Origin of the sequence: Arthrobacter sp. efr-133-TYG-120 (assembly GCF_030209785.1) — a bacterium.
GTDB lineage: Bacteria > Actinomycetota > Actinomycetes > Actinomycetales > Micrococcaceae > Arthrobacter.
Genome location: NZ_JARVRI010000022.1, coordinates 1 through 24,745, shown reverse-complemented (window position 1 = coordinate 24,745; position 24,745 = coordinate 1). Strand labels below are relative to the sequence as shown.

The window sequence follows — 24,745 nt, the reverse complement described above, 5'->3', positions numbered from 1 at the left end:
ACCGAAAGTTCCACCGCCGCCGATGCCGGCACCCTCCGCGTTGCGAGGGTGCCGGCACACGGGGCTATCCGACGCCGAGGTACGCTTCCTTGACCGCCGGGTTGGCGAGCAGTTCCTTGCCGGTGCCCCTGTGCGTAATTGACCCGGTTTCCAGGACAAAAGCACGGTGTGCACGGGCCAGGGCCTGGTTGGCGTTTTGCTCCACCAGAAGCACCGTGGTGCCCTGGTTGTTGATCTCGGTGACAATCTTGAAGATCTGGCGGATGAACTGCGGAGCCAGCCCCATGGAAGGTTCATCCAGGAGCAACAGCTTGGGGTTGGACATCAGGGCCCGGCCAATCGCGAGCATCTGTTGTTCGCCACCGCTCATGGTGCCGCCAAACTGCTTGATACGTTCCTTCAACCGCGGAAACAGGTCGAAGACTCGCTCCAAATCGTCTGCAACCTTGGTCCGGTCCTTGCGGCCGTAGGAACCCATGTCAAGGTTCTCCTCCACCGTCATGCCGGGGAAAATTCCCCGTCCCTCAGGCGCCTGCGAAATGCCCTGGACGACTCGGATGTGCGCTTTCATCCGGGTGATGTCCTTGCCGGCGAACGTGATGGAGCCGGCCGACGGAGCCAGCAATCCGGAGATGGTCCTCATGGTGGTGGTCTTGCCGGCACCATTTGCCCCGATGAGCGAGACGATTTCGCCTTCCTCCACGCTGAATGACATGTCGGAAATGGCTTGGATCCGGCCATAGTGGACGGATATGTTCTTCAGCTCAAGCAAGGTCATCTTCAGGCTCCCCGAGATAGGCGGAAATAACTTTCGGGTCATCGCGGATAATCTTCGGCACCGCATCCGCGATCTTTTTCCCGAACTCAAGGACCACGATCCGGTCGGTCACCCCCATGACCAACTTCATGTCGTGCTCAATGAGCAGGACCGTGTAGCCGTCGTCACGAATGGTCCGGATCAGGGCCATGAGCTCTTCTTTTTCCGCCGGATTGAACCCTGCTGCGGGCTCGTCCAAGCACAGGACTTTGGGATCAGTCGCAAGTGCGCGCGCGATTTCCAGGCGGCGCTGGTAACCGTAAGGCAAGTGCCGTGACAAGAAGTGGGCATGATCGGCGATGCCCACGAACTCAAGCAATGCCATGCCGCGTTCAATGGCGGTTTTCTCTTCCCGGACATGGGTGGGCAGACGGAAGAGCGCTCCGCCGACACTCGTGCGGTGGCGTGCATCGAGGCCGACAACCACGTTTTCCAAAGCGGTCATCTCACCAAAAAGGCGGATGTTCTGGAAGGTCCTCGCCAGGCCACGCCTGGTGATCCGGTGCTGCGGCAGTCCGTTGAGCAATTGTCCTTCGAGCAGGACCTTTCCGGACGTCGGCTTATAGACACCCGTCATGGCATTGAAACAAGTGGTCTTACCGGCACCGTTGGGGCCGATGAGACCGAGGATTTCGCCTCTGTTGATATCAAACGTGACATTGTCCAGAGCCGTCAGGCCGCCGAATTTGATGGTGAGGTCTTGGACCTGCACCAAGGCTTCGCCCACTTTGGTGACGATGTCCCTCTCAGGGGCCACCTTCTCGGCGACTTCGAGGTCCACACCCTGTTCCTTGAGTGCCTCTACATCAATATCCGGTTCGATCGCTTCACTCATTTGTCAGCCCCCTTTCCCGGTTCCAGGACGACTTTGCCCGAAGCAGGAATGTCGCCCATGGCACCCTTGAGTTTGTTGTACGCCAGGCGGCCATAGGCGAGGAGGCTTTGGCGTGCGGGCAGAAGGCCACCGGGGCGGAAGATCATGATGACCACCAGCGCCGCGCCAAAGATCAGATACTTGAACTCGGCAATCGCGGTGAAACGGAGTGGAATATATGCCACCAACGCACCGCCGAGAATCGCACCGACCTTGTTTCCCGTGCCGCCCATGACAACGGCAGCGACGAACAGGATGGACGTGGCGATATCGAACTTCTGGTTGTTCACAAAGCCCACTTGCCCGGCAAACAAGGCACCCGAGAGCCCGCCAACGGAAGCGCCGATGGCAAAAGCCCACACCTTGTACTTGAAGGTCGGGACGCCCATGATTTCCGCGGCATCTTCATCCTCGCGGATGGCAATCCAGGCGCGTCCCACGCGGCTGCGCTCCAGGTTTCCCGCGGCCAAAAGCACCACGATGATGATGGACAGCGTCAGCCAGTACCACGGGGTTCCGTTCGAGTTCTGGAAAATTGTTTGCCCGCTTGAATCCGTTCCCGGAGGGTGGCCAACGTTCTGGAAGCCAACCTGGCCTTTCATCGCCGGAATAATCGTGGCCAAAATGCGCACGATTTCACCGAAGCCGAGCGTGACGATAGCCAGGTAGTCGCCGCGAAGGCGAAGCGTAGGCACACCGAGGACCACTCCGAAGAACATGGCGACTGCCATCGCCAGCGGGAGCGTCCACAAGTAGGGAATGTGCACATACGGCGAATCCGGGCTGGTAAACATTGCCGCCGTGTAGGAACCCAGGGCGAAAAATGCCACATAGCCCAAGTCGAGGAGGCCCGCATAGCCGACCACCACGTTCAAGCCCACAGCCACCAGGGCATAAACAGACATTTGCGCGAGCGCGATTTGCCAATTGTTGCCTGGTTCCGTCGTGATCAACGGCGGGTTGAGGATGGGGAGCAAGTACGCAATGACCACGACGACGATGAGGATCAGCCATTGGGTTTGGCGCGGGAGCGCGTTCCATTTGTCGCTGAGTCCCGGGAACCAGCCTTTGCGGCGCCGCATTTTTGCTTCGCGGTCCGCAATTTCCTGTGCCGAAGCATCATCGGGAATAAGTGTGGGGCCGTCTGTTGTGCTCATGCCTTACTCTTTCCTAGCGAGCTACCCAAGACACCTTCGGGTCGCACAATCAATACCAACACCAGGACCACGAACGCGACCACGTCGGTCCATTGGGAACTGCCCAGGAGCACCTGGCCGTAGTTGCCGATCAAACCGATCAGCAGGCCGCCCAGCAAAGCGCCGCGCACATTGCCGATGCCTCCGAGGACAGCGGCCGCGAAGGCCTTGACGCCGAGGATGAATCCGCCGTTGTATTGCACGCCGGACGGGATTTTCATCACGTAGAACAAGGCGGCTGCGCCGGCCAGGATCCCTCCGATGATGAAGGTGGTCACGATGATCTTTTCCTTGTTGACACCCATCAAAGTTGCGGTATCCGGGTCCTGCGCAACGGCACGGATGCCCCGGCCGGTCCGGGACCGCCTGATGAACTGGTCGGTGGCGATCATGAGGATAATCGCTGCGACCACGATCACCACCTGCTGCGAATCGACGATCGTCCCGAAGACGTCGAAAATCGGGAGCGGCCTGAACATCGTCAGCGCAGCCTCCGGGCTCGGTCCGCGCCACCAATAGATGGTGTACTGAATGGCGAAGGAAACACCGATGGCGGTAATCAAGAATGCCAGGCGGGGCGCCTTGCGCTGCCGCAAAGGTTTATAGGCCACCCGTTCCACGATCACTGCCATCAAGGCTGAGGCGATGATGGCGACGACGAGGGCGAGGACAAGATTTCCCACGATGGCCCAAAAGGCCAGCCTCGGAGCAGAGGGCCCGAAATTCAGCGCGCTGAGGGTAAAGAACACCCCGTAACAGCCCGTGATGAACACTTCGGAGTGGGCAAAGTTGATGAGGTTGAGAACGCCGTAGACGAGGGTATAGCCGAGGGCTACCAACGCGTAAATTGCCCCGAAGGTCAACCCGTCAAAGGTTGAACTCCAGAAATTTTCGGTAAAGGAGTTTACGTCGAAGGTGATCCACGTATCGTCCATGGGAACCGAGTGGAGCAGGTTGGGAATTACTTCACTGATCATGGCACTTCCTGATGTAATCAAAAGAAATGCTGGGGGTCGGCATGGATGCTAACCCCCAGCATTCATCTGGGCTCGGTGTTATTTTCCGATGACGCCGATGGGAACGATCTTGCCGTTCTCAACTTTGTAGCCGTAAACATCAGGCGTTGCCAGTTCGCCGGTTGAATCCCACTTGTAGTGCTTCGACAGGCCGTCTGCATCGTAGGACTTGACCCAGGAAAGAAGGTCCGCGCGGGACTGCTTGCCCTTGTCGATACCGGAGAGCAGGACCGTGGCTGCGTCGTAACCTTCAATGGAGTAGGTTCCGGGCTCAGCGTTGGCAAGCTTCTTGTACTCGGACTCGAAGCTCGGGATCAGCTCGCCGGGGATGCACGGGCAGGTGAAGTACGAGTTCGACGACGCGTCGCCGGCCTGCTTGATGAACTGGTCATCCTTCACGCCATCCGGGCCCACGAAGGAGCCGGTGAATCCCTTTCCAACCAGCTGCTGGTCGAAGGGAGCGCCTTCTGCGTAGTAGCCCGCGTAGTAGACGGTGTCTGCCTTGGCGTTCATGATCTTGGAGATCACGGCCGAGAAGTCCTTCTGGCCTGTGACAACCTTGTCGGACCCCACCATCGCGGAGCCCAGGGCCGCGGAGGTTGTGGTTCCCAAACCGATGCCGTAGTCAGAGTCGTCCTGGACGAGGTAGACCTTCTTGGCCTGCAGCTTGTCCGTGAGGAACTTCGCTGCGGCCGGACCCTGGACGGCGTCATTGCCGAGGGCCCGGAAGAAAGTGGTCCAGCCGTTCTTCGTCAGGCTCGGGTTGGTTGCGGAGGGCGTGATGTGCACCAAGCCCTTCTGCTCGAAGATGTTGCCGGTGGCCTTGGATTCTCCCGAGAAGGGCAAGCCCACCACTCCGATGATGTCCGGCTCGGACACGATCTGCGTTACCGGGCCAGTGGCCTTGTTCGGATCGCCTTCAGTATCGAATTTCTTGAACTGGACCTGGCAGCCGGGGTTCGCGGTGTTGTGCTGGTTGATGGCCAGTTGGATGCCGTTGAAGATGTTGATACCCAGCTGGGCGTTGGGTCCTGTCTCGGCACCGGCATAGGCAAGGGTGGTGGTTGACGGGCAATTTGCCTTGCCATCGCCTGCAGGCAAAACAGCTCCGGCAGGAACGTCGACTTTGGAAATCGCAGGGATATTGATCCTGCCGCCGCCACCCGAGGTTTCGGTGCCGCTAGGGGCAGTCTGATTCGCACAGCCCGCCACCAGCATGCCGAGGGTGGCTGCTGCTGCAATCGCCGAAATGACTTTCTTCCTGTACATAAATAGCCTCCGCGGTGCGTCTGATTCGTGGTCATTCGCCCGAAGTCACTTTCACTTCGAACATGTTCCATGAGAGTACTACCAAATATGTGTCCTAGAACACATATACGCAGGTCAGGATCTAATAACGGTGTGTCGCTGTCCAGTCCGGACGGCCCTTCACATGAACGCGGGGTTAAATTCCTGTCACGGCACAGCTTGGCGCAACAAGTGGGGCCGCAGGGTTCGCATTTCGCATGCGTGCCCCAGGTGGGACTCGAACCCACAACACGCGGATTTTAAGTCCGCTGCCTCTGCCAATTGGGCTACTGGGGCGCCCGGATAATGGTAACCCAGTGCACTCCCCTCTTTCGTCTCCTAGAGCCGTTCAAACGGCGCGGCATAACGGAAGGTTCCACTGACGCCGTCGGGCCATGCTTTGAGGGGCAACAGTTGGAAATGGTCTCCCCACCCGGCGTCGGGGGCCACCACGCCCAGCGTGCGCGCGGGCAGGAATCCAAAGCGCGGATAGTACTCGGGGCTGCCCAGCAGGGCGATGCCCGGTTCGCCCGCTTCGTCGGCCCGTCGAGCGGTTTCCCGCAAGAGGGCAGATCCGATGCCGCGCCGCTGCAGGTGCGGTTCGACGCTGATGGGGCCAAGCCCCAAAAGCCGGAGCTCCCCTATCCAGCCGCGGGTACTGATGACGTGGCCCACGATCTCACCGGCAATCTCGGCCACGATGCTGAATTCCGGCAGGTACTCATCGCACTCGAAGAGTTCACGCAGGAGCTTCACTTCGGCCGGGACCCCGTCGACGGGCAGCCCGGTGACCGGACTGGTGGAAAAGGCGGCAGCCGTGAGCGCCAGCACGGACTCGCGGTCATCCTGCCGCTCCGTTCGCAGCACCACGCCTTGGCCCAGCAGCTTAAGGACTTCCATGGCGCGCCCGCGCTCGGCGGATGGAACCAACAGGTGGTCGTGATGGAACCCTGCCAGGACGTTGCAACTGATACCAGCGGCCGTGAGGGCGGAGCTGACGGCCGCTGTGAGCCCCACGGCGTCCAAGGCAGAGTGGATTTGAAGAGTGATCCACGCCGCCACGAAGTCGTAGGACAGTCCCAGGCGTCCGGCTTCCTCCCGGCGCAGGACCACCGTGAGGCCCTCCGCTTCGCGGACAGCGGCTTCGATATTGCCCTCAAGCGCTTTGCCGTGCGGCCACAACGCGTACACGTAGTCGCCGTCCCGAAGGACGGGGTGCATTGATCCCAGGAGGGTCGTCAGATCGCTTTCGCCTGCCATGCTGCAAGTCTAGGACCCGCCGTCGCCGGCCATGCCTGCACCGCCGTCGCGGACGGGCCGCGAGTTAAACGACGACGGCGGCCGCTCCCGCGTGGGAAACGACCGCCGTCGGCGGGACTGCTTGGGGTTCGCTACTTGGCGTCAGCCGTGACCGGAGCCTTGGCTTCGGCGGGCTCAGCGGCCGGCGCAGGTGCGGCGGCCGGCTTGGGAGCCGGGGTGGCCGCGGCCACGAAGGCTCCACGCGGGTTGTCGAGGTCCAGCAGCTGGGTGGTGTCGCGGCCCATCGTCATGCCCAGGATCCAGTTGAAGATCACGCGGACCTTGCGCTCACCGGTGGGGATGGCCAGGCCGTGGTAGCCGCGGTGGGCCAGCCAGGCGAGTCCACCCTTGAGGCCGATACGGCCCAGGATGTTGATGTTGGCAACGCCCTTCCATTCGCCGAAGCCGGCAACCGCACCGAGGTTCTTGTGCTTGTAGTCGCCCATGGGCTTGTCCCAGCGGGAGGCCCACAGGTTCTTGGCGAGGCGCTTGGCCTGGCGCAGCGCGTGCTGGGCGTTCGGAACGCAGGTGCCGTCCGGCAGGCCGCTGCCCGTGAGGTCCGGGACGGCAGCGATGTCGCCGGCCGCCCAGGCGTTGTCGATGATGCCTTCGTCGCCCGCAATGCGCAGGTCCGGGAGGACACGGACACGTCCGCGCGGCTCGAGCGGGAAGTCGGTGGAACGGATCATCGGGTTGGCCTGCACGCCTGCAGTCCACACGAGGGTGTCGGCTTCGAACTCCTGGGCAGGCGTCTTGTCCGGCAGGTTGATGAGCTTGAGGCTTCCCTCTGCGTTGTCGAGGGAGGTGTTGAGCAGGACCTCGATGCCGCGGCTGCGCAGGTGTTCGACAACCCACTCTGCCTGGGCTGCGGTGACCTCGGGCATGATGCGGCCCATGGCTTCGACGAGAACGAAGCGGACCTCTTCCTGGCGGATGCGCGCGTTGTTCTTGACGGCAGCGCGGGCGAGGTCTTCCATCTCGGTGATGCACTCGATACCTGCGAAACCGCCACCCACGACCACGAAGGTCAGGGCCTTGGCGCGTTCGGCGGCGTCCGTCATGGTGGAGGCAACCTCGATGCGCTCAAGGACCTTGTTGCGCAGGGCGACCGCTTCTTCGATGGTCTTCAGGCCAATGCCTTCGTCAGCGAGGCCCTTGATGGGGAACGTCCGGGTGATGGCGCCGGCGGCAACCACGACGTCGAAGTACGGGATCTCGAAAGGCTCTCCACCGTCGGCCGGAGCAACAACGGCGGTGCGGTTCTTGTGGTCGATGCTGGTGACGCGGCCCTGGATGAGTTCCGTCTGCTTGAGGTGCTGGCGGTGCGAGACGACGGCGTGGCGTGCCTCGATGTTGCCGCCGGCCACTTCGGGGAGGAAGGGCTGGTAGGTCATGTAGGGAAGGGGATCAACGACGGTGACGATGCCGCCGGCGTTCGCGATCTTCTTCTGCAGCTTGAGTGCTACGTACAGGCCGACGTATCCGCCGCCGACAACGAGAACACGGGGACGGTCAATGAGCTCAGGGGTGGTTGCCATAAGAATAGAGTACAGCACCTTGTGAAAATCTTCACTAACTATTTCCCGACGCTACGGATCGGCGCCGGAGGCTATTTCGGGGGGCTCGGATCCACGACGTCCACCACGCCGGTCGAGGTCTCGTCGGGCAGTTCCTGGGAGGTCCGGTAGGCGCGCCTCAATTGGACGGTGGCGCCCGCGACGATCGCCACGAAAAGCGAACCAAAGCCGATGACCACCGCGGCCGGAACCGCAGTGTCGGACTGCGATGGCGCCTTGGCCGCGGGAACTGTGGGATCCGCCAAGGTGGCCGCGGGAATGCTTGGTTTCGACGTTGACGGAGGCGTCGGGCTGCTGAGGTCGCCACGTCGATGGACCCGGATCCAGTCCGCAATGGATCCCACGGGATTGCTCGCTACCTCGGGTACATCGGCTTTCAGGGCCGCCTCGGCATTGAGGATGCCGTAGCCATAGATGGGGTCCTTGCCGGGCGCGCCTGCATCCTCGGCCGTCGACACAATCCTGTTGATGACCTGCTTGGCGCTCATATCAGGCCACTTCGAGCGGATAAGTGCCGCGACGCCGGAGACAATCGGCGCGGAGCCGGACGTGCCGGCCCAATCTTCATAGCTCCCACCGGGCAGTCCGCCCACCAGCTTCTCCGCGGGCGCCGAGACGCCGATGCTGATTCCCTGCGAAGAAGCGTCGACACTGGCCGTACGGTTCCGGTCGAGTCCCGCCACGGTCAGTACACCCGGAATCGTGGCCGGCGCGCCCACCTGGACGTTTCCGCCGATCCGGTTGCCCGCCGCGGCCACGATCACCACGTCCTTTTGTTCGGCATAGAGGAACGCCGCATCCCAGCTTTGGGGCCAATCAGGCGAGGTGCTGCCGAGGGAAATGTTGATGACCTTGGCGCCGTTGTCCACCGCCCATCGGACAGCTTCGGGAATCTGTTCCTGGTCCGTCTTGCCCGCCGGATTCGGCGAACCGAGCCAGGCGGAAACGGAGAGGATCTGGGCCTCGGGCGCGACGCCGACGATTCCGTCCGGACCGACGCCGGAACCGGGCGAAGGGGACGGCCCCGGCGACGGAGACGCCGATGGGCTGGCCGGAGCGTGTCCACGCCCTGCCAGCAGCGTGGCGACGAGGGTCCCGTGCTCAGGTTTGGCCCCGATGCTTTTCTGTCCGTTGGGGTCGCCCGCACCGGAAGCGTCGGTTCCTCCGACCACCGCGCCGTTGAGGTCGGGGTGTTGCCCGTCCACTCCGCTGTCGATGATGGCCACTTTCACCCCGGCGCCCTTTGATACCTGCCAGGCTGCGGAAATGCCGTACTCGTTGAGCCAGTATTCCTTGTCCCGCCAAGAGTCGGCGAACGCCGAAGGGGCAGTGAGCAGGGCCCCTGCAAGGCTTCCCCCGGCCAACATGGCCGCCAGCGCGGCCGATGCTGTCCGGCGGCGCCAACCGTGTGGCAACGTCATCAGCGAATACCCACTCTTACCGAGTACTCGGCATGCTCAGAATACTCAGCGCGATGCCGTCGAGGATGTCATGTTCGCTGGAGATAGCCGCAGTGATGGAGCCCTCTCCGAGCTCAGCCAAGCGTTGGAGGATGCGGCGCCAAACAAGGGCTCCGGCACCGATGACGTCGACGCGTCCGGGGTGCATGTAGGGTAGCCGGGCACGTTCCTCGCGGCTCATTTCCAACAAACTTGTGGCCGCGTCGCTGATGGTCTCCAGGTCCAGGCTGGCACCGTGGATGAGTGCGGGATCGTACTCGTCCAGGCCCAACGCGTGCGCGGTGATGGTGGTGACGGTACCGGCTACGCCCACGACGGCGGTGGCCCGGTCCAGCGGGACCGTGCGGGCCACGAGGTCCATGGCTGCGTCGACGTCGGCTTCCGCGGCGGCGATCTGCTCCGGCGTCGGAGGGTCGCTGCGAAGGTGCCGCTCGGTCAGCCGCACGCAGCCGATGTCGACGGATTTGGCGGCAATGACGCCGTCGGAGTCTCCGAGGACGAATTCGGTGCTTCCACCGCCAAGGTCCACCACAAGCACAGGGTCCTTGCCGCGCGAAGGCAGCACGCTGCTTGCGCCGGCGAAGGACAGCGAGGCTTCTTCGTCACCGGAGATGACCTCGGGTTCGACGCCCAGCAGCCCCCGTATCCCGTCAACAAAGACGTCCCGGTTACGGGCGTCCCGGCTGGCAGAGGTCGCCACGAAACGGATGCCCCGGGCTCCGTGATGGCGGATCAGCTCGGCGTAGTCGGCGGTCGCCGCAAAGGTCCGCTCAAGCGCCTCAGGGGCGAGTTCGCCGGTGGCGTCAACCCCTTGGCCGAGGCGCACCACGCGCATCTCGCGGACAACGTCCCGCAAGGGAGACCCGGAGTCCGTGCCGTTGGAATCCGCGATCAGGAGGCGAATCGAATTGGTCCCGCAGTCAATCGCAGCTACGCGGTTCATACGTTGAGCCCCCCTGCGGATGGTTCCCCTGATGGCTCTGTCGCGTGGGAGGACTTGGATTTGCGGACGGGGGCGGGACGGCCCACGATGTTCGGCAGGCCCTGCGGTCCGTGGCGGCTGAGGTCCTTGGACGGGGCCTCCCCCGCACTGTCCCATGCGCCGTCGCAATAGCAGCGGTCCGCGGTCCACCATTCGCTAATCGCCCCGATGGCCTCGTCGCCGAGCGGATTGACGCCGGGACCGGCGGCCAGGGAGTGGCCGACCAGCACGTGCAGGCACTTGACGCGGGTAGGCATGCCGCCGGCCGAGACCCCTGCGATTTCCGGAACGTCTCCCGTGCCGGCACGTCCGGCAATCTCGTCACGCGCCTGGAGATAGGCTTCGTGGGCGCTCCTGTAAGCCGCAGCCAAAGGCTCGTCCGCGGTGAGCCGTTCGTTCATCTCATTCATGAGCCCGCCGGCTTCCAGCCGCGACACGGCGGCGGTGATGACGGGGTGCGTCAAGTAGAACGTTGTGGGAAACGGGGTGCCATTGCTCAAGCGCGGAGCGGTTGCAGCGACCAGCGGGTTGCCGCAGACGCAGCGCGCCGGGATTTCGACGACGTCGCGCACCGGCCGTCCGAGCTGGCGGCTGAGGATTTCGAGATCGTGTGCTGATGGCTTGCGGGACTCCTGCGATGCAGGTGCCGAGTTGTCTTCCACTGGCGCTGCCATCCTTCCTGCCCTTTTTGGCCGCGCCCATCAGGGCGCGACGGCGGCGGGCACCGCGTCTAGTCTGTTGCCGAGCGCCTGATGGATTCCCACAGGCCGTCCACCCATGGCAGGTTGGACGGGCTTCCGGAAGCTCCTGAACTGGTGCTCCCACCCGGTGTGCCGGCGGGAACGTCTCCACCAAACACCCAGTAGCCAGCTTCACCCGGCATAACCATGTTAATGCGGTCCCGGGCTTGTTGTTTCACGTAGTTGGGGTCCTGCCACCGCGTGATCTGCTTCTGGAGGCTGGCCTGCTCGGCCTGTTTGCTGGCAATGTCGGCTTCCAGGCCGGAGATTTCGGCCTTTTTCTCCAACCAGATCTTCACTGTGGGAGCGAGCATGATAGTGATCGCTATCATCACCACAGCGAGGGCAAGCATACGGCCGGAGAACGCCTTCGCGGGCACAGGGCGCGCGCCGTGGTCCTTGTCGGAGTGCGAGGATCCGGCACCGGATGCCTTGCTGGATGCCTTGCCGACAACCGGGGTGTTTCCCGAACGTCCCGGTTTCGCAGCACCACCAACCTTGGATCCGGAAGGGGCTTTGCTTTGGGTGCCGCCTTCGGCTTTGGCATTGGACGGCGTCCTGGACCCTGCATGAACCGGTGCCTCTTGCTGGGCGGCGGATGCCTTGCGGGACTCGCCGAAGTCGGCACGGATGACATGGCCGCCGTCGGGGTTCTTTTGGGGCGAGCGGCCGAGGGCATCTGCCCGGGGGACCTTGGGGCGGCGGGTGGCCATGACACTCCTGTAATGCCTGGTGCTTGCCTGGCGGGTTGCTGCGCGTTGCGTTCCTCACGGAGCCTGCGGTTTGCCGAAGTGCTCGCACATTTCGTTAAACAGAACCGGTGGCTATGGTCTTTCCACCATAGCCACCGGTCAGCTGTTTCAGCGGATACTAGCCCTTGAAACGCGGGAAAGCGCTGCGGCCGGCGTAGCGGGCGGCGTCGTCGAGTTCTTCTTCGATGCGCAGCAGCTGGTTGTACTTGGCGACGCGCTCGGAGCGGGCCGGGGCACCGGTCTTGATCTGGCCCGCGTTGGTGGCAACGGCGATGTCAGCAATGGTGGTGTCCTCGGTTTCGCCGGAGCGGTGCGAGGTGATGGTGGTGTAACCGGAGCGCTGGGCCAGGGAAACGGCGTCCAGGGTTTCCGTCAGGGAACCGATCTGGTTGACCTTGACGAGCAGGGAGTTGGCCGTGGCGGAGTCGATGCCCTGCTGCAGGCGGATCGGGTTGGTGACGAAGAGGTCGTCGCCAACTAGCTGGACCTTGTCACCGATGGTGTCGGTAAGGGTCTTCCAGCCTTCCCAGTCATTTTCGTCCAGCGGGTCCTCGATGGAGACCAGCGGGTAATCGGCAACGAGTTCGGCATAGTAGGCGCTCATCTCGGTGGCTGAGAGTGCCTTGCCTTCGAACTGGTAGGCGCCGTCCTTGTAGAACTCGGAGGAGGCGACGTCCAGCGCGAGGGCGATGTCCTTGCCCGGGGTGTAGCCGGCGTTCTTGATGGCTTCCTGGATCAGGTCCAGTGCGGCACGGTTGGACGGCAGGTTCGGAGCGAAGCCGCCTTCGTCGCCGAGGCCGGTGGAGAGGCCTTTGGCCTGCAGGACCGCCTTGAGGTTGTGGTAGACCTCAACGCCCCAGCGCAGGCCTTCGGAGAAGGTCTCGGCGCCGATCGGGGCGATCATGAATTCCTGGATGTCGACGTCCGAGTCGGCGTGGGAGCCACCGTTGAGGATGTTCATCAGCGGGACGGGCAGGACGTGGGCGTTCGGGCCGCCCAGGTACTTGTACAGGGGCAGGTCCGCGGAGGCGGCGGCCGCGTTTGCCACGGCGAGGGAAACGCCGAGGATGGCGTTCGCGCCGAGCTTGCCCTTGTTCGGGGTGCCGTCGAGGTCGATCATGGCCTGGTCGATGCTGCGCTGGTCCGTGGCGTCGAAGCCGATCAGGGCCGGGGCGATTTCGTCGATGACCGCGTCAACGGCCTTTTGGACGCCCTTGCCGAGGTAACGGCCCTTGTCGCCGTCGCGCAGTTCGACGGCTTCGTGCTCGCCGGTGGAAGCACCGGAGGGAACTGCCGCGCGGCCGATCTGGCCATCGGAAAGCAGAACTTCAACTTCTACTGTCGGGTTTCCGCGGGAATCAAGGATCTCGCGGGCGTGGATGGCATCGATAAGCGCCATGGACTGCTCCTTATGGTGAAGCGATTTACTGGGAATCTTGAGGGAAATTCTCGACGTCCTCGTCGCCACTAGCCTAGTCGAGACCGGCCAAGGTTACGGAACAGCGTCGGAACCCTCACGTTTTGTGGCTTCGCCGTCGCGGCCCTGGTATCGGCGGACGGCACCGCGCAGGGCCCGTTCGGCGTCGAAGCCCTTCTCCCGCGAGCCCGCGACGACGGCGAGCAGCAAGTCTCCAAGCGCAGCTTCGGAGTCGGGAACCTCCACCGCCGCGACTGGACGGCCGCCGCGTTCAGGACTGCCCGAGCGCTCTGAGCGGGCTGCGCGGTCAAGCGACTTTTGCGCCAAGGCGAGGGCGGGAAGGTGCGGTGGAATGCCTTCGAAGGGATTCGAACGCCCGGGCTTCTCGGCCTTCTTCACGGCGTCCCACTTTTCGACGATCTCCTCCACGGTTGCCGGGAAGGATTCCTGCAAGGACCCGTCCGGTTTGAACACGTGGGGATTGCGCCGCACCATCTTGTCCGTGATGGCGCGCGCGACGTCGTCGAAGGTGAATTGTCCTTGCTCCTCGGCGAGCCGGGCGTGCAGCACCACTTGGAGCAGCACGTCGCCCAGCTCGCCGCGGAGTTCGTCGGATGTATCGGAACCGGACGCGCCGGCCTCGATCGAATCGACTACCTCGTACGCTTCCTCGATCAGGTACTCGACCAAGGACTCGTGGGTCAGCGCCCCCATCCAAGGACAGTGCTCGCGCAAAGAGGCAATCGTCCCCAGCAGCTCCACGACAGGACTTTCAGGAGAACTGGCACCCGAAGGAGTTTGTTCAGCCAAGGTTGGCGTAGGCGTCGTTGATGTACTCAACCAACGCTTCTTTTTCGTCCAACGGCAGGAACGACGACTCGGCGGCGTTGAGGGTCAGTTCGAGGAGGTCATCGAGATCGTAGTCGAAGGTCTCCACGAGGAGCTCGAACTCGTCCGTGAGCGTCACACCGCTCATAAGGCGGTTGTCCGTGTTGATCGTGACGTTGAAGCCCAACTGGTAGAGCATGTCCAGCGGGTGGTTCTCGATGCCTTCGCCGAAGTTCGCGATCGCGCCGGTCTGCAGGTTGGAGGAAGGGCAGATTTCCAGCGCAATTCCACGGTCACGGACCCAGCCGGCCACTTCACCCAAGGTGACCATGCCGACGGTGTCCTCGGCGTCGTCGTCGGCTTCTTCGCCCTCGGCGTCTTCGAACTCAACGGTGATGTCCTCCGCGATGCGCACGCCGTGACCCAATCTCAGGGCGCGGCCGTCCACAAGGGCGGACTGGATGCTTTCCAGGCCCGCGGCTTCGCCGGCGTGGACCGTGGCCGGGAAGTTGTGCTCGGCCAGGTAGGTGAACGCGTCCTTGAAGCGGGAAGGCAGGAAACCGTCTTCGGCTCCGGCGATGTCAAAGCCGACAGCTCCGTTGTAGCGGTGGCGCACTGCGAGCTCGGCAATCTCCTGGCCGCGGTCCGCGTGGCGCATCGCCGTGATGAGCTGGCCCACCTGGATCTGGCGGCCTGACTCCTCAACGGCGTCGACGCCGGCGTCGAGCCCTTCCTGGACAGCGTCCACAACCTCGTCCAGGGTGAGGCCCTTCTGCAGGTGCTGCTCAGGTGCCCAACGGATCTCGCCGTACACGACGCCGTCGTCAGCCAAGTCTTCGACGAATTCCTTGGCGACGCGCGCCAGGCCTTCCTTGGTCTGCATGACGGCAATCGTGTGGTCAAAGGTTTCGAGGTAGCGGACCAAAGAACCGGAGTCTGCGGACTCACGGAACCACTGGCCCAGCGCTACGGGATCCGTGGAAGGCAGGGTGTGGCCGACGGCCTCCGCCAGCTCGATGATGGTGGCCGGGCGCAGTCCCCCGTCCAGATGGTCGTGAAGGGAAACTTTCGGCAGGCTCTTCAGGTCGAAGTCAAGGGCAGGGGCGGCATCAACAATAGGCTCAGTCACGTCTCAACTCTAGGGGGACGGAAGAAGCTTAGCCAGCAGGGTTTGAGCGGTCGACGCCGGCCGTCGCGTTAACCGCGGTTCCCGCGTCTGCTGCGGCTGCTTCCGCGGAGGCCGCTTCCTTCTTCTCGCCGTCTTTCTTTTCGAGATGCTTGTGCCACCAACGCAGGCTGTGGTCCACGATGACGCCGAGTACCACGGCGAATGCCACCGCAATCCCCACGCCGAGGAGCGGGTTGTTGTGCACCCAGTGGCCGGCCAGCGATCCAATGCCGATCGAATAGCCTACCCAGGTGAAGCAGGCGAAGGCGTCCAGGAAGAAGAAGGTCTTGTGGCGGAAGCCGGTCTGTCCGGCGACGTAGTTCACCGCCACCCGGCCCCAGGGGATATACCGGGCGGTGAAGATCAGCACGGCGCCGCGCTTGTCCAACTCGTAGTGCGCCCACGCGAACATCTTCTGGACCTTCGGCTTGCGCATCCATTTCCAGCGGTCCAGGCCGATCTTGCGGCCCAGCATATAGGCCATGTTGTCGCCGGCCATGGCCCCGACAAGCGCGGTGGCGCCAAGGAGCCACAGGTTGGGCTCACCCCGGTGCATCGCAAGGGCCGAGAGCCCGACGATCGCGGTCTCACTGGGAAGGATCGTGGCAAAGCCGTCGATGAAAAAGAAAACCAGGAGCACCGGGTAGATCCACGGTTGCCCGGCGGCATGCTCGAGCATGTGGTTCATGAAGTCCACGCAGGCATTGCTCCTCAAGGAAAGTCACACGGTCGCGTGACATAGATCGCTATCCAGTGTCCCACGGCCCGGGCGTCGTTCGCTACGCCCCGGCCGGGTGGAACACAATTTAAGGCTAGCTCGAAAGTCGAAATGGAAGCATCCCCCCATGGAGGGATCTTCCGGTGCCAGGCACGTCGTACCAAGGGAGGAGATGGCTCCCCCCTGCCGTGCCTGCTACACGACCGATTCCTCTTCGGGCTCCCCGGTTTCTTCGTCCTCTACGGTGGCGGGCGTGGCCCCGCGGACTTTGCTGATGATCCGGTCCACGATGATTCCCAGGATGACGGCAGCGACGATCGCGATGACCGCCCCGAGCAGGTGGTTGTGCTCGAACCATTGGCCGAAGAACACACCGATGGCCACCGAATAACTGGCCCACAGGACGGCGGACATAGCCGTGAGCGCCACAAACATGCCGTGCGGGAAGTGGGTTGCTCCGGCTGTGAGGTTGACGGCCACCCGGCCGATGGGGATGAACCGGGCCACCATGATCAGTGATGCGGCCCGCCGTCGTAGTTCCCTCCCGGCCCAGCGGAAGGCACCCTGCATCCTTTGGGAACGCATCCACCGCCATCGGCGTACACCTACTTTGCGGCCAATCAAGTAGGCGATGTTGTCACCTGTGAAGGCCCCAAGGGCTCCCACCAGGATCAGCAGCCACGTGTTGGGCATCCCTGCGGTCACGGAGACTGCCGCGAGTCCCACCACCATCGACTCGCTGGGAATGGGCGGGAAGAAACCGTCGATCACGCAGCAGGCAAAAACCAGGAGCAAGACCCAAGGCTGCCCAGCCGCGGCGAGGATGAAGTCGTTGATGGCTTGCACGGTCTTCCTAACGAACGGCCGCAGGGAATGTCTCCCGGGCATTCCGGAATGCCCGGGAGATCAGCCTAGGAGATCCGGTCGATGATGAGCCGTTGCGCCGGCCGTGAGCCTTCCGGCGCGATGAGCACAGCCCCGTCCAAGGCTTCCTTGGCCCTGTCGAACTTTTCCGGGGTGTCGGTGAGGAGGGTCATGAGTGGCTCCCCCGCCCGGACCAAGGCGCCCGGTTTGGCGTGCATCCGCACCCCTGCGCCGGCCTGGACGATGTCTTCCTTTCGGGCGCGTCCAGCGCCGAGGCGCCACGCAGCCACGCCCACCGCCAAGGCGTCGAGCTCCACCAGGACGCCGTCGGCCGGAGCCGGGATGACCTCGGATTCCCTGGCCACGGGCAGGGCCGCGCGCGGATCGCCGCCCTGGGCTTCGATCATGCGGTTCCAGACATCCATCGCGCGGCCATCCTTGAGGGCGGCCGCGGGGTCGGCGTCGTGCACTCCGGCGCAGGCGAGCATCTCTTCGGCGAGCCTGACGGTCAGCTCGACGACGTCTTCCGGACCGCCGCCCGCGAGCACCTCCACCGATTCCTCCACCTCGATGGCATTGCCCGCGGTCAGGCCCAGCGGGGTCCCCATGTTAGTCAGGAGCGCCACTGTGTTGACGCCCGCATCCTTGCCCAGGGCCACCATGGTTTCGGCCAGCTCCCGGGCACGGGCTTCGTCCTTCATGAATGCCCCGGAACCCACCTTCACGTCGAGCACCAGGGAGCCGGTGCCTTCGGCGATCTTCTTGCTCATGATGGACGAGGCAATCAGAGGAATGGCTTCCACGGTGCCCGTGACGTCGCGCAGGGCATAGAGCTTCTTGTCCGCCGGAGCCAAACCCGTGCCGGCGGCGCAAATGACCGCACCCACGTCCTGCAGCTGGGCCAGGATTTCCTCGTTGCTCAGGTTCGCCCGCCATCCGGGGATCGCCTCGAGCTTGTCGAGCGTGCCACCCGTGTGGCCCAGTCCCCTCCCGGAAAGTTGGGGAACCGCCACCCCGAAGACCGCCACGAGCGGCGCCAGCGGAAGGGTGATTTTGTCCCCGACTCCCCCGGTGGAGTGTTTGTCCGTGGTGGCTTTCACGCCGCCGTCGGGACGCCGAAGGCTGGAGAAGTCCATCCGCTCGCCCGAGGCGATCATCGCCTCGGTCCAGCGCGAGATCTCGGCACGGTCCATCCCGTTGAGCAGGATCGCCATGTTCAGGGCTGCCATTTGCTCGTCGGCAATGACGCCGCGGGTGTAGGCATCGATGGTCCAGTCGATCTGCTCCGGGCTTAGGGTTCCCTTGTCCCGCTTGATGCTGATGATCTGTACGGCATCAAAAGCTTCAGTCTGTGTCACCGGTTCTCCTCCAGGTTGTCGGGACCGAAGGCATCTGGCAGCACTTGGTCCATGGTCTTGATGCCCTGCGTTGTCATGAGTTGCATGCCGGGTGCCCGGAATTCATACAGCAATTGCCTGCAACGGCCACACGGCATGAGGACATTGCCTTTGCCGTCGACGCAATAGAACGCCCGCAATCTGCCGCCGCCACCCATGTGGAGGTCCCCCACCAGGGCGCACTCGGCGCACAGCGTGAGTCCATAGCTGGCGTTCTCGACGTTGCATCCGCTGACGATCCGCCCGTCCTCGGTGAGGGCAGCCGCCCCCACCGGGAACTTCGAATACGGAGCGTAGGCCTTCCCCATGGCGGCGACCGCGGCGGCTTCGAGGGCCGCCCAGTCCACCTCGGTACCCTTGAGCGCCACGGTCAGCCCTTGACGTACGGTATGCCGCTCGCCGCCGGCGGCCGGGACCTGCCCACCAATCCAGCGACGGCGAAGACCGTCAAGGCGTAAGGCAACATGGCCATGAACTGGCTCGGCACAGGCGATCCGATGATGGTGATGACGCTCTGCAGGTTGTCCGCGAAGCCGAACAGCAACGCCGCCAGGAAGGCGCCGATCGGGTTCCAGCGCCCGAAGATCAATGCCGCCAACGCGATATACCCACGGCCACCGGACATGTCCTTGCTGAACGCATCCACGGATACGAGCGTGAAGAACGAGCCGCCAATGCCCGCAATCGCACCGCCCATGAGCACGTTCCAGAATCGGGTCCGGTTGACGTTGATGCCCACGGTGTCGGCCGCCTGCGGATGCTCGCCAACGGCCCGCACGCGCAGCCCCCACTTCGTGTGGAAGAGGCCGAGGTAAACGACGATCACTGCGATGTACATCAAATAGCCCACGAGGGACTGGTGGAACAGGATGGGGCCGATGATGGGGATATCGGACAGGAAGGGAATGTCCACCGGAGGCAAGCGCCCCGGCTTGTTGAGTCCATCCGGGTCCGCCGTCAGCAGCGTCGAAAAGAGGAAGCTCGTCAGTCCGCTGATGAGGACGTTGAGCACGACGCCCACGATGATCTGGTTGACGAGGTACTTGATGCTGACCACAGCCAGGACCAAGGAGACAAGCGTTCCGGCGACGGCCGCCGCGACCAGCCCGGCGTAGACGTTGCGCGTCACCGTGGCAACGACGGCTGCGGAGAATGCTCCCAGCAGGAGCTGGCCCTCAATGGCAATGTTGACCACGCCGACGCGTTCGCACAGGACGCCGGAAAGGGATCCGAAGACCAGCGGCACGGCCAAGGTGACGGATCCTGCGATCAGTCCGGCGAGGGAGATCGACGGCTCATCGCCATTTCCGCCAGCCACGATCCAGACCATGAACCCGATGAGGAACACGGCGGCAAAGGTGCCGCCCACCCAGCGGGGTACGGCCCTCTTCGCCTGGGTGAGGTACACCGTGTAGCCGGCCAGGCCCAGGAGAATCACGGCAGCGATCCAGCCGATGGCCGCGGAAGGGAGCGTGACCTTTGAAACCTTTGCCACGCCGAGCGCGGCGAGGCCGAGGACCACGACGGCGGCGACGGTGGAGGCGGGCAGCCAACCGGGTACCGTGCCGGAAACTGACGCGCGGCCTGAACGACGGCGGACGAACCACAGATATCCGAGTCCAGCCGAAAGCAGAAGGGCCAGGACGAACGTGACCAAAGCGGCGACACTTGAGGCCGCTTCATTGGCCGCCTCGGCAATGCCGAAGCCTGCAGATTTCGAATTGGACATGAAACCGAACAGCACGGTTCCCAGGATTGCGAGGAGGGACAATCCGATGCCGGCCTTCCAGCTCACCAGCTCCGTGGCGCCCGTCTTTCTCGGGCTCGCCGGGGCGTTGCCGGCGGGTGTGCCACCGCCGGGCTGAGTTGTTGTGGTGCTCATGCTGTTGCAGCTCCGCTCTCGATTTTTCCGGAGGGGATGGTTCCGGAGCCGGGGCCGCCGGTGGCCTTCTTCTTTTTGCGCGGGTTCAGTCCAAAGATCGCGCGCACGAGCGGCGGTGCCGCAATGAACAGGACGATCAAGGACTGGATGACCAGGACGATGTCGATGGGGGTCTGGGTTTCGGCCTGCATCGCGACGCCTCCTGCGCGGAACGCGCCGAACAGGAGCCCGGCGAAGAAGGTTCCCCACGGCGTCGAACGTCCGAGCAATGCGACCGTAATGGCATCGAAGCCAATGGAAGCCGCGACGCCCCCCGAGAGGTACTTCTCCGTCCCGGATACCTGCGCAATGCCGGCCAGGCCCGCAAGCGCACCCGCAATCGCCATCACCAGGATCACGGCGCGGGGAACGTTGATACCAGCGGTGCGTGCCGCGCTCTGGTTGGCGCCCACGGCCCGGAATTCAAAGCCGAGCGTGGAGCGCTTCAGGAGCCACCAGACGAAAACCGTTGCCAGCACTGCCAAGAGGAATCCGGCATGGAGCCTGAACTGGGGTCCGAGCAACTCCGGAAACAGTGCCGATTGGTCCAGGAAGGGCGAGATCGGGTTGGTGGAGCCCTTGCGCTGGAAAGCGGGAGTGGTCAACAGGAACAGGAGCAGGAAGTTGGCGATGTAGTTCAGCATGATGGTCACGATGACCTCATGGGCACCGGTCCGGGCCTTGAGCAGCCCGACGACGCCGCCCCACACCGCGCCGCCGATGAATCCGGCAACGATGACAAGCAACAGGTGAACGAGGAAAGGCAGGTGCCAGGTGAATCCCACGTAGGCGCCGAACAGGGCACCGAAGATGATCTGGCCTTGCGCACCGATATTGAACAGCCCGGCACGGAAGGCCAGGGCCACGCCGAGTCCAGCCAGGATCAGGGGCGTGGACACCGTCAGGGTCTCAGTGATCGGGTACAGCTGGGCTGCGGCGTCGGCCCCGGCCCAGTTGAATATGGCGCCCTGGACCAACGCCACGTAGGGCCTGAAGACCTCGGTAAGCATGTCCCCCGGCTGCGCGAAGAAGTAACCTGCTGTCTCGGCGACTTTGGGGTTGGTCACGGCCATCAGGATTCCGCCGAGCACAATCGCGAGGAGCACGGACAACACCGAGACCATGGCGTTTCCGGTCACGATCTGCCGGAAGACCGAACCACCGGCGGCGTGCGGGATCTGTCCGCCCTGGCTGGCAGCCGGAATTACTGACGGGGCCATTGCGCCGTCGGCCGTGTCCAGCGCGACATCCAGGACGACCTCGTCGTCCAGAGTCTCCGGGCGCTCCGGCTCGGCCTCGTTTTCCTGCCGAGGGGTATTGGACTCAGACATGGGTTCCTCCCTCGAGGGTCTTGTGCGCAGTCAGTTCTGCCTCATGTTCCGGAACGCCGGCCATCATCAAGCCCAGCACATCGCGGGAGGTACCGGCCGGAACAATCCCGACCAGCTTTCCCCGGTAGAGGACGGCGATCCTGTCAGCGAGTTCGAGCACTTCATCGAGCTCGGTGGACACGATCATCACGGGAGTTCCGTTGTCTCGTTCGGCAATGACCCGCTTGTGCACGAATTCGATGGAGCCGACGTCGAGCCCTCGGGTGGGCTGCGATGCGATGAAGAGCCTCAACGGCCTGGAAAGCTCCCGGGCCAGGACCACCTTTTGCTGGTTGCCTCCGGAGAGCGTACCCACGGCGACATCGATCGACGGCGTCCGCACATCGAACTCCTCGACCTTCTTCTCCGCGTGCGAAGCAATCAAGGCCGGTTTCATGCCGATGCCTTGGGCGAAAGGCGCCTTGTCGTAAAGGTCCAGGATCATATTCTCGGAAATGGAGAACGTTCCCACCAGGCCGTCGATCTTGCGGTCCTCAGGGACGAACCCGACGCCGGCGGACAAGACCTGCTTGACGCTCTTGCCGAGAAGTTCGACGCCGTCGAGGACGATGGACCCGGTGACGTGCTGCTGGACGCCGAGGATGGCTTCCGTGAGCTCCGTCTGGCCGTTGCCCTGGACACCGGCGATGGCGAGCACTTCACCCTTGGCGATGTCGAAGCTCAGCCCGTCCACGACGTGCTGGCCATTGTGGTCCACAACCGTAAGGTCCCGGACCTTGAAGGTCGCTTCACCCGGTTGGGCGGGTTTCTTTTCCAGGGTCAGGCTGACCGCGCGGCCAACCATCGCCGAGGCGAGTTCCGTAGGGGACGCCGAAGGATCGGCCGAGCCCACCACTTTCCCCCGCCGGATCACCGTGATGATGTCCGAAATTTCCTTGACCTCACGCAATTTGTGCGAAATGAAGACAATTGACTTTCCGGCTGCTTTGAGCTGGCGGATGATGTCCAGGAGCTCATCGGTTTCCTGCGGAGTGAGAACCGCGGTCGGTTCATCGAGAATCAGGACTTCGGCGTCGCGCACGAGTGCCTTGATGATCTCTACCCGCTGCTGGACGCCCACGGGCAGGTCTTCCACGAGGGCATCGGGGTCGACATGGAACCCGTATTGCTTGGAAATCTCGGAGATTCTCCGGCGGGTTTCATCCAAGTTCAGGAAACCGGCTGCCTTGGTGGCTTCGTTTCCCAACGCGACGTTTTCGGCGACGGTGAATACCGGAATCAGCATGAAGTGCTGGTGGACCATTCCGATCCCGGCCGCCATGGCATCGCCGGGACCCTTGAAAACGACCGGCTTGCCGTCGACCAGGATTTCGCCGTCGCTGGGGTCGTAGAGTCCGTAAAGGACATTCATCAGGGTGGATTTACCGGCACCGTTTTCGCCCAGGAGGCAATGGACTTGGCCGGGTTCAACCACCAGATCGATGTGGTCATTGGCTACAAGGGACCCGAAGCGTTTCGTGATCCCTTTCAGTTCGAGTTTCAAAACTCCAACCCATCTATAAAGGATGGCTCCTCGTCATCACCGTGCTCCCAGCATAGTGCTCGGCAAAGGAGTGTCGAAGAGCAAATTGAAGGCAACGCAGAACGCGCCGCCCCTCTGCCAAAACTCGGCTGAAGGGCAGCGCGATGCGGTTTAGCCCGGATTTTTACTTGGGGCTGGACTTCGATTCGACCTTGACTGCGCCGGAGATGATGTCCTTCTTCAACTGGTCAAGATCGCTCTTCATGTCTGCCGGAACAGCGGAGTCGAGATCGTGGAACGGGGCAAGCGCCACGCCCCCGTTGTCGAGGGTGCCGACATACGGGCTGGGGTCGAACTTGCCTTCCTTGTCGGCCTTGATGACCGTCTCCACGGCCGTCGCCATGGTTTTCTGGACCGACGTCAGGATGACCGACTTGTAGGCGGGTGCGGTCAGGTAGCCGTCCGAGTCGACCCAGATCAGCTTTGCGTCCGTGCCCTTTGCCTTGGCGTCAAGGATCGCGCTTCCGGCGCCCGCTCCAACAGGTCCAGCGACGGGAAGGACCACGTCCGCCCCCTGGTCAAGGAATCCCTGGGTGAGGACCTTGCCCTTGTCGACCTGCTTGAAGTCGCCGACGAACGTTCCGTCCTGCTTGTCCTTGTCCCAGCCAAGCAGCTGGACGGACTTGCCCTTCTTCTGGTTGTAGTACTTCACGCCGTCAGAGAAGCCATCCATGAAGATGCTCACGGTGGGGATGTTGAGGCCACCGAAGGTCGCAACCTTGCCCGTTTTGGACGTGCCGGCGGCGAGGTACCCGGCCAGGAACGCGGCCTGGGCGGTGTTATAGACAATCGGCTTGACGTTCTTCGGGAAGGTGGGGTCCGAGTAGTCGATGATGGCGAAGTGGCTGTTGGGGTTCGCCGTCGCGATGTTCTTCGTGGCGTCGCCAAGCAGGAAGCCGACCGTAACCGTCAGCTTGCAGCCTTGTTGGACCATGGAACGAAGGTTGGGGTCGTAGTCCGTGTCGGCCTTGGACTGGACGTGCTTCTCCTGGATGCTCAGGTCCTTGGCTGCTGCCTGAAGGCCCTCGAAGCCTGACTGGTTGAACGACTTGTCATCGAAGCCGCCGGAGTCGGACACCATGCATGCGGTGTAGTCCGACTTGGTGGCGCTGCCCGAGCTCGAAGCAGACGGTGCGCTACCGCAGCCTGCCAGCAAAAGTGCAGCGGCGCCCGCAGTTGCGACGCCCGCAAATGAACCGCGCTTTAGTGTGGCACGCAGTGATTGCTTCAATTTTCCTCCAGGAAGAAAGTGATTGATGCTACGACAGTTGGTCAATGAGTGTCCGTTTCGAAAACTCGAGTCTGAAATTCTGTTTTCACTGATGCTTCGCAGCACTGCGCCTGGGGCGCACTGATGGCACAACTTTAGTGGGATTGAACACACCCGGGTAACACAAAAGCCCAACAACCCGAAGATTGTTGAGCTTTTGTTACCAAGCAGTAGCGGAACTCCCAGCGAACGGTCCTAGGATGCCCGTTCCCAAGCGCGCGAACTGGCAGCAGATGACCCAAAAATCGC

General features: G+C 63.1%; 22 protein-coding genes and 1 tRNA gene. All 23 read right to left on the bottom strand.

The genetic code is table 11. The features are described from left to right. Positions 1-64: 64 nt before the first annotated feature. Positions 65-778, bottom strand: a complete 714-nt coding sequence (locus tag QRN51_RS13690) for an ABC transporter ATP-binding protein (RefSeq protein WP_284990397.1) — start codon at positions 776-778, stop codon at positions 65-67. Beyond that, the gene (locus tag QRN51_RS13685; protein WP_059387972.1) at positions 765-1,652 is read right to left on the bottom strand and encodes an ABC transporter ATP-binding protein; all 888 of its coding nucleotides are present in this window, start codon (positions 1,650-1,652) and stop codon (positions 765-767) included. The genes QRN51_RS13690 and QRN51_RS13685 overlap by 14 nt, the downstream gene beginning before the upstream one ends. Then, positions 1,649-2,848 (bottom strand): branched-chain amino acid ABC transporter permease, encoded by a 1,200-nt coding sequence (locus QRN51_RS13680; protein ID WP_084784379.1) that lies wholly within the window; start codon positions 2,846-2,848, stop codon positions 1,649-1,651. Before QRN51_RS13680 ends, QRN51_RS13685 begins: the two co-directional genes overlap by 4 nt. Then, complete coding sequence (locus QRN51_RS13675; protein ID WP_059387973.1) at positions 2,845-3,864, bottom strand: branched-chain amino acid ABC transporter permease; 1,020 nt, start codon at positions 3,862-3,864, stop codon at positions 2,845-2,847. Before QRN51_RS13675 ends, QRN51_RS13680 begins: the two co-directional genes overlap by 4 nt. 78 nt (positions 3,865-3,942) lie before the next feature. Next, entirely contained in the window at positions 3,943-5,172 is a 1,230-nt protein-coding gene (locus QRN51_RS13670) for a branched-chain amino acid ABC transporter substrate-binding protein (protein ID WP_059387974.1), read from the bottom strand. A gap of 241 nt (positions 5,173-5,413) precedes the next feature. Further along, a tRNA-Leu gene (locus QRN51_RS13665) sits at positions 5,414-5,487 on the bottom strand. A gap of 42 nt (positions 5,488-5,529) precedes the next feature. Beyond that, complete coding sequence (locus tag QRN51_RS13660; RefSeq protein ID WP_284990395.1) at positions 5,530-6,450, bottom strand: N-acetyltransferase; 921 nt, start codon at positions 6,448-6,450, stop codon at positions 5,530-5,532. A gap of 131 nt (positions 6,451-6,581) precedes the next feature. Continuing rightward, entirely contained in the window at positions 6,582-8,027 is a 1,446-nt protein-coding gene (locus QRN51_RS13655) for an NAD(P)/FAD-dependent oxidoreductase (protein WP_284990394.1), read from the bottom strand. 71 nt (positions 8,028-8,098) lie between these two features. Beyond that, entirely contained in the window at positions 8,099-9,487 is a 1,389-nt protein-coding gene (locus QRN51_RS13650; protein ID WP_284990393.1) for a S8 family serine peptidase, read from the bottom strand. Between the two features lie 16 nt (positions 9,488-9,503). Continuing rightward, complete coding sequence (locus QRN51_RS13645) at positions 9,504-10,469, bottom strand: Ppx/GppA phosphatase family protein (RefSeq protein ID WP_284990392.1); 966 nt, start codon at positions 10,467-10,469, stop codon at positions 9,504-9,506. Continuing rightward, positions 10,466-11,170, bottom strand: coding sequence for a DUF501 domain-containing protein (locus tag QRN51_RS13640; protein WP_284990391.1), 705 nt, complete (start codon positions 11,168-11,170; stop codon positions 10,466-10,468). The genes QRN51_RS13645 and QRN51_RS13640 overlap by 4 nt, the downstream gene beginning before the upstream one ends. A 68-nt stretch (positions 11,171-11,238) precedes the next feature. After that, a complete protein-coding gene (locus tag QRN51_RS13635; protein WP_059387976.1) occupies positions 11,239-11,961 on the bottom strand; it encodes an FtsB family cell division protein in 723 nt (240 codons plus the stop codon). A gap of 157 nt (positions 11,962-12,118) precedes the next feature. Continuing rightward, positions 12,119-13,399, bottom strand: coding sequence for a phosphopyruvate hydratase (eno, locus tag QRN51_RS13630; RefSeq protein WP_284990390.1), 1,281 nt, complete (start codon positions 13,397-13,399; stop codon positions 12,119-12,121). A gap of 93 nt (positions 13,400-13,492) precedes the next feature. Next, complete coding sequence (locus QRN51_RS13625; RefSeq protein ID WP_284990389.1) at positions 13,493-14,131, bottom strand: MazG nucleotide pyrophosphohydrolase domain-containing protein; 639 nt, start codon at positions 14,129-14,131, stop codon at positions 13,493-13,495. An 88-nt stretch (positions 14,132-14,219) separates the two neighbouring features. Continuing rightward, entirely contained in the window at positions 14,220-15,374 is a 1,155-nt protein-coding gene (locus tag QRN51_RS13620; protein ID WP_059387977.1) for an adenosine deaminase, read from the bottom strand. Positions 15,375-15,402: 28 nt separating this feature from the next. Further along, positions 15,403-16,092: a DedA family protein gene (locus QRN51_RS13615; RefSeq protein WP_059387979.1), complete on the bottom strand. Its 690-nt coding sequence runs from the start codon at positions 16,090-16,092 to the stop codon at positions 15,403-15,405. A 234-nt stretch (positions 16,093-16,326) separates the two neighbouring features. After that, positions 16,327-16,977: a DedA family protein gene (locus QRN51_RS13610; RefSeq protein WP_059387978.1), complete on the bottom strand. Its 651-nt coding sequence runs from the start codon at positions 16,975-16,977 to the stop codon at positions 16,327-16,329. Positions 16,978-17,042: 65 nt separating this feature from the next. After that, entirely contained in the window at positions 17,043-18,353 is a 1,311-nt protein-coding gene (locus QRN51_RS13605) for a thymidine phosphorylase (RefSeq protein ID WP_284990386.1), read from the bottom strand. Further along, positions 18,350-18,760, bottom strand: a complete 411-nt coding sequence (locus tag QRN51_RS13600) for a cytidine deaminase (RefSeq protein WP_284990385.1) — start codon at positions 18,758-18,760, stop codon at positions 18,350-18,352. Before QRN51_RS13600 ends, QRN51_RS13605 begins: the two co-directional genes overlap by 4 nt. Positions 18,761-18,762: 2 nt before the next feature. Beyond that, positions 18,763-20,274 carry an ABC transporter permease gene (locus tag QRN51_RS13595; RefSeq protein WP_284990384.1) on the bottom strand — a complete coding sequence of 504 codons (1,512 nt, stop codon included), beginning with the start codon at positions 20,272-20,274 and terminating at the stop codon, positions 18,763-18,765. After that, a complete protein-coding gene (locus QRN51_RS13590; RefSeq protein ID WP_370872297.1) occupies positions 20,271-21,644 on the bottom strand; it encodes an ABC transporter permease in 1,374 nt (457 codons plus the stop codon). Before QRN51_RS13590 ends, QRN51_RS13595 begins: the two co-directional genes overlap by 4 nt. Then, the gene (locus QRN51_RS13585) at positions 21,637-23,187 is read right to left on the bottom strand and encodes an ABC transporter ATP-binding protein (protein WP_284990383.1); all 1,551 of its coding nucleotides are present in this window, start codon (positions 23,185-23,187) and stop codon (positions 21,637-21,639) included. Before QRN51_RS13585 ends, QRN51_RS13590 begins: the two co-directional genes overlap by 8 nt. A 163-nt stretch (positions 23,188-23,350) precedes the next feature. Further along, positions 23,351-24,457 carry a BMP family lipoprotein gene (locus QRN51_RS13580; RefSeq protein WP_172465512.1) on the bottom strand — a complete coding sequence of 369 codons (1,107 nt, stop codon included), beginning with the start codon at positions 24,455-24,457 and terminating at the stop codon, positions 23,351-23,353. Positions 24,458-24,745: the final 288 nt, after the last annotated feature.

What these genes read in the sequence shown, in the direction of transcription:
- QRN51_RS13645 (WP_284990392.1), bottom strand. Translation starts at nt 10,469, where the DNA reads ATGAACCGCGTAGCTGCGATTGACTGCGGGACCAATTCGATTCGCCTC.
- eno (WP_284990390.1), bottom strand. Translation starts at nt 13,399, where the DNA reads ATGGCGCTTATCGATGCCATCCACGCCCGCGAGATCCTTGATTCCCGC.
- QRN51_RS13655 (WP_284990394.1), bottom strand. Translation starts at nt 8,027, where the DNA reads ATGGCAACCACCCCTGAGCTCATTGACCGTCCCCGTGTTCTCGTTGTC.
- QRN51_RS13690 (WP_284990397.1), bottom strand. Translation starts at nt 778, where the DNA reads ATGACCTTGCTTGAGCTGAAGAACATATCCGTCCACTATGGCCGGATC.
- QRN51_RS13685 (WP_059387972.1), bottom strand. Translation starts at nt 1,652, where the DNA reads ATGAGTGAAGCGATCGAACCGGATATTGATGTAGAGGCACTCAAGGAA.
- QRN51_RS13670 (WP_059387974.1), bottom strand. Translation starts at nt 5,172, where the DNA reads ATGTACAGGAAGAAAGTCATTTCGGCGATTGCAGCAGCAGCCACCCTC.
- QRN51_RS13675 (WP_059387973.1), bottom strand. Translation starts at nt 3,864, where the DNA reads ATGATCAGTGAAGTAATTCCCAACCTGCTCCACTCGGTTCCCATGGAC.
- QRN51_RS13680 (WP_084784379.1), bottom strand. Translation starts at nt 2,848, where the DNA reads ATGAGCACAACAGACGGCCCCACACTTATTCCCGATGATGCTTCGGCA.
- QRN51_RS13590 (WP_370872297.1), bottom strand. Translation starts at nt 21,644, where the DNA reads ATGTCTGAGTCCAATACCCCTCGGCAGGAAAACGAGGCCGAGCCGGAG.
- QRN51_RS13635 (WP_059387976.1), bottom strand. Translation starts at nt 11,961, where the DNA reads ATGGCCACCCGCCGCCCCAAGGTCCCCCGGGCAGATGCCCTCGGCCGC.
- QRN51_RS13595 (WP_284990384.1), bottom strand. Translation starts at nt 20,274, where the DNA reads ATGAGCACCACAACAACTCAGCCCGGCGGTGGCACACCCGCCGGCAAC.
- QRN51_RS13625 (WP_284990389.1), bottom strand. Translation starts at nt 14,131, where the DNA reads ATGGGGGCGCTGACCCACGAGTCCTTGGTCGAGTACCTGATCGAGGAA.
- QRN51_RS13660 (WP_284990395.1), bottom strand. Translation starts at nt 6,450, where the DNA reads ATGGCAGGCGAAAGCGATCTGACGACCCTCCTGGGATCAATGCACCCC.
- QRN51_RS13650 (WP_284990393.1), bottom strand. Translation starts at nt 9,487, where the DNA reads ATGACGTTGCCACACGGTTGGCGCCGCCGGACAGCATCGGCCGCGCTG.
- QRN51_RS13615 (WP_059387979.1), bottom strand. Translation starts at nt 16,092, where the DNA reads ATGCTCGAGCATGCCGCCGGGCAACCGTGGATCTACCCGGTGCTCCTG.